The following is a 7,045-nucleotide window of genomic DNA, read 5'->3' as shown; positions in this document are numbered from 1 at the left end:
GCCGCTGTATCTCGGCTTCTTCCAGTTCGTGCACAACGTCCGTCGCCGCGGCAAAGCTCTGCTCGGCGCCCTGATCGGTGGCTTGGTCGGGTGAGGCAGATCACCACCCTGGAGCCCAATAAGAGCCTCTGCGGTTTGCTGTAGAACTGCCGTCGAACAACAAAGCCGCTTCACCCAAAGCCATCACGCTAACTTCGCCAATCCCAGATGGGGGTGACTCTGGCTGCTGAATTAGCGGCCTGCACGCCACCGAGCGGAACGAGGGGACGCTCTTTAGCCTCGGAGGTCGCCGCCATCATCGTTCGCAGAGCGTCGGCCACAAGATCGCCCGCGGGCGGCGACAACTACAACAACACAATCGAGGCCGCTCAACTCATGACATGACGCGCCGCCGTTGCACATTACAGATGTTGACAACAAAGTTCAAAATCGGTCATTCTTGTAAATCCTCTCCAGCCTCTGGGAATGTTTGTAGTCTGCAGTGAATATGTCATGAATCAGGATTTCTGGCGGACGTTGATTTTATCGCTAGCGATTTGCATCGGTATGGCACGAATCCGTGTTCTGGCTTTCGGAAAATTGTACGGCCAGTGCGAAAGCCGAAAAAATGAGTCACAAATGTGTCATAAATGGCCTCCCTGCACACGTTGTGCTATGAACAGAGGGCAACCGTCGTTAGGGTAACTTCAACTTGTCGGTCCTCGGGCAGATTCTAGTCTGATGCAGTAATGGGTTTAATTAGCCCCAAAAAATTTCTCCATGCATTGAATGGGCGGCGTTGAAAAGACGCCAGAAAGCGGCTGCTGATACTGATCGGTGCATAAGATTAGCGACGGATTCTGGGAAGAAACCGGAATGAAAACTATAATCAGGCTGCCTGGACCGGAGGACACGAACTTGTCGCCAGCCGGTGTGGAAACGATTGATATAAGACAGAAAGGCGGGGTGGTGGTGCTCGCCCAAAGGGGCTTCATCCGCGAGTGCGTTGCCATATGGCTCACGACCTGCTGCAGCGAACAGTGCATGCCGGTTTCCGATGAAGCGGCCTTCTCTCCGGCGGCTGTTCTCATAGATGCCAGCCGTCCAGGCTGGAACACAAAATGGATCGAGAAGCAGGTTTCGGCCCAGCAGAGTCGACGCGCTTCGGCGCCTGTTGTTGTCTTGATCGATCCAGAGGATGCAGACCGAGCCCTGGACCTTGTCAATCGGCTTGACTTGCGGGGCTACATCCCCACCTCCGAAAGCGCCGAAGTTGCGGCGGCAGCGCTTCAGCTCGTCATCGCAGGGGGAACCTATATTCCGCACGGCGGCATTGCCGGGAGAGGCTTTCCCACGACGAAGTCATCGCAGATAAGCCTGGAGCGCCCGGTCGTTCTTCAGACGCTCACCGCTCGAGAGCAGGCCGTGCTGCAGTTGCTGGAGGTTGGGATGCCCAACAAGGTGATTGCCCGGCAGCTTGGAATGTCACTCAGTACCGTAAAAATTCACGTCCATCACATAATCCGCAAATTGAACGTCCAGAACCGCACGGAAGCCGTCATCGCCGCCGCGAGGTTCAAGTCGCGACCGTTGGAAGTTTCCTCGGGCCTCGACTTCAGCCAGATTATCGAATAGTATGCAGAGTTCAGTAGCGTCCGGTAGAGCCATAGCAAGGCACCACGCATCAATGACCAGCCGCACGCGCCGCGTGCGGTATCGGTGTCCTTCGGGGTGATGGATCAGTGATTTGGCTGCCCCGTTTCCGGAAGACCCGGTCTCTTGCCGTGGCGGTCGGCAGATCCGGAGTCGCGGTCGCGAATCCTGATTGCGGCTGCTTGCGCGGAGACGTGATCCGCAAAGACAGCCGCATGCCGCCGCCGCGACGGTGGCCCGAAGCCGGTCCAATAGACCGCGGAAGATCCCGAAGCCATTGCGCATTAAGCAAGTTCCGGGCCTGGTTCCGCGAGCCAGGCAACTTTACTGCCTCGGCGCGCGCCTCTGAAGATGGATGGTGCGCGCCGTATCCTTGTTCGGAACGTTCTAAACCCTCTGGTCTAAATCCTTATCCGGCTTTGATTTCATGGTGGCCGTGCTAAACAAAGAAGGCGCTCCGTCAGGCTAGAAACGGATTCGCTGTTTTCCATCAATGAGGGCCTGGATGGCAACCCCGCTCGTCGCCAGCAGCATTCGTCCATTTGCCGGCGTCCGGCCTGCGGCGCCGCCACCCGGGCCGCCGAAACCTGCACCGATTGATCTGAAGCATCATCGGCCTCCGGTCCTGGCGGCTCATCCGCCGGCACCGCCGGTCACTTCTCCGCTGCGGATACAGACCCCGCTCAACCAATCATTGGCGGTGACGAACGGCCGGACCATCACAACCTCCGTCACCGGGCCGGTCGTTCTCCGCAGCACCGACAATCCACTTACGATCACACCCACAGGCAAGGTTACCTCCACTGGTAAAGGCGTTGACGGTGTCGATGCGCCGTCTGGCACGACGTGGACCATTGGAAATTCCGGCACGGTCACCTCGGCCGCGGGCTACGGCATCAAGCTTGGCGGCTCGGGCAGCGTCACCAATTCGGGTTTCATATCTGGCATTGACGGCCTGGGGCTGAATGCCGGAGGTAACGTAACGATTGCCGCGGGCGGATCCATTTCCGCAACCGGCACCGTGGGCGGCGGCCTGTCCGTCGGCGCGGGCATCTATGTGACCGGGGCGTCCGGAAGCATTACCAACAAGGGCACCATCAACGGCGGTGCCTATGGCGTCGGGCTTGGCCGCGGCGGCAGCGTCACCAACACCAGTGCGATCCTGGGCGGCGAGGATGGTGTTATCACCCAGGGCGGCCTGGGCACGATCGTCAACTCCGGCCGCGTCATCGCATCCGTCGACGATGGAGTAGCCGAATTTTCCGGTGGCACTGTCACCAATAATGCCGGTGGGACCATTGCGGCCACCGGTACCAAGGGCGCCGGCGTCTTCATCACCGGCGCGTCCGGCACGGTCACCAACGCTGGCGGCATCACGGGTGCGCAAACAGGTATCCTGATGACGGCCGGCGGCCTCGTCTCCAATACCGGATCCATCAAGGGTACTTCGGCAGCCGTCTTCTTCAGCAATACGGCTGGAAGCATCGTCAACTCGGGCAGCCTCAACGCCACCGGTGCCGCCGGCGCCGATCTCGAAGCCGGCGGCAGCGTTCAGAACAATGCGAAAGCATCGATTGCGGCGAGCCTGTTCGGTATCTTCATTACCGGCGCCACCGGCAGCGTCGCCAATTCCGGAATCATCTCGGGCAGTACCTATGACGGCGTCGCGCTGGGCGTCGGCGGCAGCGTCACCAACGCCGCGGGTGCCTCGATCACCGGCGGCAGCAGCGGCGTCTATGCCGAATACAAGGGCGCAGGGACGGTCACCAACACCGGGACGATCAGCGGCAACAGCGCCGGCATTGATTTTGGCGACGGCGGCGGCATCACCAACAACACAGGCGGCCTGATCACCGGCGGGACCGGCATCTTCACCTCAGGCGCCGCTGGCACAGTCTCGAACAGCGGCACTGTCAAGGGAACCAGCAGCATTGGCGTGGAACTCGCCGATGGCGGCAACATAACGAACGTTGCAACGGCGACGATCTCGGGCGGTGTCTCCGGCATCTTCTCTGCCGGGCAGTTGGTGACCCTCAACAACGCCGGCAGCATCAGTGGCGCGGGTGGCGCCGGCGCCGATCTCGAGGCCGGCGCGATCGTCACGAACAGCGCCGGGGCCTCGATTTCCGGCAGCCAGGACGGCATTTTCGTCACCGGCAGCGCCGGGACCATCACCAATGCCGGCAACATCTCCGGCCCGCACGGCGTGGTCCTCGAGGCCGGCGGCAGCGTGACCAACAATGCCGGCGGATCGATCTCAAGCCCGGTCACCGCCGTGATTGTCCAAGGCGGCGCCGGGGCGCTGACAAATGCTGGCAGCATCAGCGCGACCGCGACCGGCGGCACCGGGGCCGACCTTGAGAACGGCGGCACGGTCGGGAATCTCGCGGGCGGATCGATCATCGGCGCCAGCTTCGGCATTTTTGTTACCGGCGGAACCGGGACAGTCAGCAACGCCGGAGCGATTGCCGGCAGCAACAACATCGGCATCGACCTGACCGGAGGCGGCAGCGTCACGAACGCCGCGGGCGGATCGATCACCAGCGCCGGCTTCGGCGTCGCGGTCTACGGAAGTTCCGGCACCGTGACGAACGCCGGGACCATCTCCGGCGGGCTCGATGCCGTCATGTTCGGCAACAGTGGCGCCGATCGGCTGATCGTCGATCCAGGAGCCGCGTTCAGCGGCGCCGTTGTCGGCGGTTCCGGCAGCAACACATTGGAGCTTGCCGCAAACGGCAGCGGCACGATCACCGGCATCGGCGGCAGCAGTTTCGCCAACTTCAGCAACGTTGCGGTCGATTCGGGCGCAAACTGGACGTTGACGGGCGGCGATACTGCGGCAAATGTCCTCAACGACGGCAGTCTCGCAATCACCGGCTCGCTGGACGTCAGTTCTGCGATCGATTCAAGCAGCACCGGCATATTCCAGCTTGGCGGGTCGGCAAGCCTGGAGGTCGCGGTCGCACTTGGAACGAACACCCAGATCAGCTTTGGTTCTGGCAGCGACCTGCTGATCGATAATACCGGATCCTTCGGCACCGGCAGCGGAACGGCAGGCTACACCGGGCCATTGCTGGAAAATTTCGCGTCCGCCGCGGTTGACCTTAAGAACTTCTCCGCGGCCGGGGCGACGCTTAATTTCAACAGCACGAGCGGCCTGCTGCAGATCACCAACACCACGAGCCAGGCGGCGTCGTTGCTGTTCCAGACATCCAGCCTGGGCTCGGGGGCGTTCCAAATCGCTTCCGACGGTGCGAGCGGTGCGCTCATCAAGCACGCCTGAGTCGTGCGGTCCGGGACATTGGTGCCATCATGGCTGGATCCGTGGCATGATGGCCGCATGCGCTTCTCCTGCCTGATGACCAGGCCAGACCCGGCCTGACGCCATGGATCCGAATTCCCTCTGCCCATGCGACAGCGGACTTCGGTACAGCAGTTGCTGCGCCTTGTCGTCCACGACGCCGCCACTGCCCGACTCGCTCCGCCACCTCGTTCCGCTGGTGCAGCGTGCGGTCCAGGCCCATCGTAACGGAGACAGACCGACAGCGGAACGTCTCTGCCTGGATGTGCTGGAGCTGGTTCCGGTTGAGCGCGACGCGCTGCGCCTGTTGTATGAAATCCGCAAGGCCGGCGGGCAGCGAAGCGCGGCCGAAGCGCTGATTCGCCGCCTCGTTGCGCTCGATCCGAACGACTTCCAGGCAACCAACGAACTGACGTTGCTGCTGCTGGATGACGGCCGCCTGGTCGAGGCCGAACTCCAGGCCCGCAATGCCGTGCGGATCGCACCGGAAAATGCCCAGGCGCACAACCTGATGGGGATGGTGCTGACCGAGGCGCACAAGCCCCAGCCAGGCGAGCATCACTATCGCCGCGCGCTGGCGCTGTCCGGGATGCGTAATCCGATCCTGCTCGCGAACCTGGCCTGGAACCTGAAGAATCAGGGAAAGATGCAGGCGGCACGCCAACTCTATGAGGAATCAGTGGCCAGTGCCCCGGACGTGCCGCAGACCTTGCTCGGCTGGGCCCGCCTGGAGGAAGCCGATCGGCAGTTCGACAGGGCGAGCGTTATCCTGGACCGGGCCGAGAGGCTGTTCCCGGATGACCCGCGGCTACGGCTGGCCCGCGCGGTGCTGCTCGGCCGCATGCGACGCTACGAGCAGGCGCTGGAGGTGCTGAACGGCATCGCGGGAACCAGCCGCACCGGCGAGCTGGGTCCGAATGAACTGCTGGAACAGGGGGCGCTGCTGGACCAGATGGGCCGTTACGACGAAGCGTTCGCCGCATTCGAGGCCGGCAAACGGCTCGCCCGCCTGCAAACCGGCGAGTGCTATCAGGCCGAGCAGGCCGGGCAACTGGCAGAGAGGCTCAGGCGCTTCTTCACCGCAAGGCGGATCGGCATCCTGCCGCGCGCCGCCGGTCTCGATACGCTGCCGCAGCCGATATTCATCCTTGGCTTCCCGCGGTCCGGCACCACCCTGGTGGAGCAGACCCTGTCGGCGCACCCGCGGATTTCCGCCGGCGACGAACTGCCGTTCATCAACGAAATCGCCGCGATCATGCCGCGCATCTTCGACAGTCCCCTGGGCTACCCCGAGGCCCTGTCCGAGCTGTGGATGGCGGATCATTGCCGGGGGCTTGAAAGCTTCCGGGACTACTATTTCGACAAGGTGCGCCAGCGCGATTTCGTCGAACCGGAAGCGGCCTGGTTCACCGACAAGATGCCGCTGAACGAAATGCACCTGGGCCTGATCGCGCTGCTGTTTCCCGCCGCGCCGCTGATCCATGTGCTGCGGCATCCGCTGGATGTGGTGCTCTCGGTATTCGCCAACCGGCTGACGCACGGCTTCTTCTGTGCGTCCGAGCTGGAGACGGCGGCGCGGCACTATGTGCTGGTCATGGACCTGGTGGACCACTACCGGCATGAGATGACGTTGCGCTATCTGCCGGTTCGTTACGAGGATATTGTCGATTGCCAGGAGGCCAGCGTCCGGCGCATGCTGGGGTTCATCGGCGAGCCGTTCGATGACCGCTGCCTGCGCTTTCACGAGAATCGCCGCTATGCCCGCACGGCCAGCTATGCGCAGGTGGCCGAGAAACTGTACAGCCGCTCGCGCTTCCGCTATCGAAACTACCTGGCGCAGCTGGAATCGGTGATTCCAATTCTTCAGCCGGTGATCCATCGTCTCGGCTATACGGTCTGATGGCATCCTGCCGGAGTCGGCCAGCGCGCCATGCGGCAAGCGGGAGCATCGGAATGCGCGCACGGGCGTCATGGCACCTGCATGCCCTGGCATACGGGACAGGCACCTTGTGCTGGCGTTCCGCCAGTCGCCACCGCGCGCTTGCACGCCGGGTGGAAGCGTTCCGGCTCATGTTCGGCAAGCTGTTTTCGTCAGCCCGATCGCCTCGCCGT

The 7,045-nt window shown here is 62.7% G+C and carries 3 protein-coding genes; all 3 read left to right on the top strand.

The window, feature by feature from the left end:
- Nucleotides 1-855 precede the first annotated feature (855 nt).
- Nucleotides 856-1,614, top strand: coding sequence for a helix-turn-helix domain-containing protein (locus CCS01_RS16250; protein ID WP_104519835.1), 759 nt, complete (start codon nucleotides 856-858; stop codon nucleotides 1,612-1,614).
- A 523-nt stretch (nucleotides 1,615-2,137) separates the two neighbouring features.
- Nucleotides 2,138-4,915 (top strand): beta strand repeat-containing protein, encoded by a 2,778-nt coding sequence (locus CCS01_RS16245; RefSeq protein WP_146101800.1) that lies wholly within the window; start codon nucleotides 2,138-2,140, stop codon nucleotides 4,913-4,915.
- 163 nt (nucleotides 4,916-5,078) lie between these two features.
- Nucleotides 5,079-6,833 carry a tetratricopeptide repeat-containing sulfotransferase family protein gene (locus tag CCS01_RS16240; protein ID WP_239992194.1) on the top strand — a complete coding sequence of 585 codons (1,755 nt, stop codon included), beginning with the start codon at nucleotides 5,079-5,081 and terminating at the stop codon, nucleotides 6,831-6,833.
- Nucleotides 6,834-7,045 lie beyond the last annotated feature (212 nt).

It is taken from the genome of Rhodopila globiformis, from assembly GCF_002937115.1.
Taxonomy (GTDB): Bacteria; Pseudomonadota; Alphaproteobacteria; order Acetobacterales; family Acetobacteraceae; genus Rhodopila; species Rhodopila globiformis.
The sequence above is the reverse complement of the archived record's forward strand: the minus strand, read 5'-3'. Positions and strand labels throughout refer to the sequence as shown.

What these genes read in the sequence shown, in the direction of transcription:
- CCS01_RS16250 (WP_104519835.1), top strand. Translation starts at nt 856, where the DNA reads ATGAAAACTATAATCAGGCTGCCTGGACCGGAGGACACGAACTTGTCG.
- CCS01_RS16245 (WP_146101800.1), top strand. Translation starts at nt 2,138, where the DNA reads ATGGCAACCCCGCTCGTCGCCAGCAGCATTCGTCCATTTGCCGGCGTC.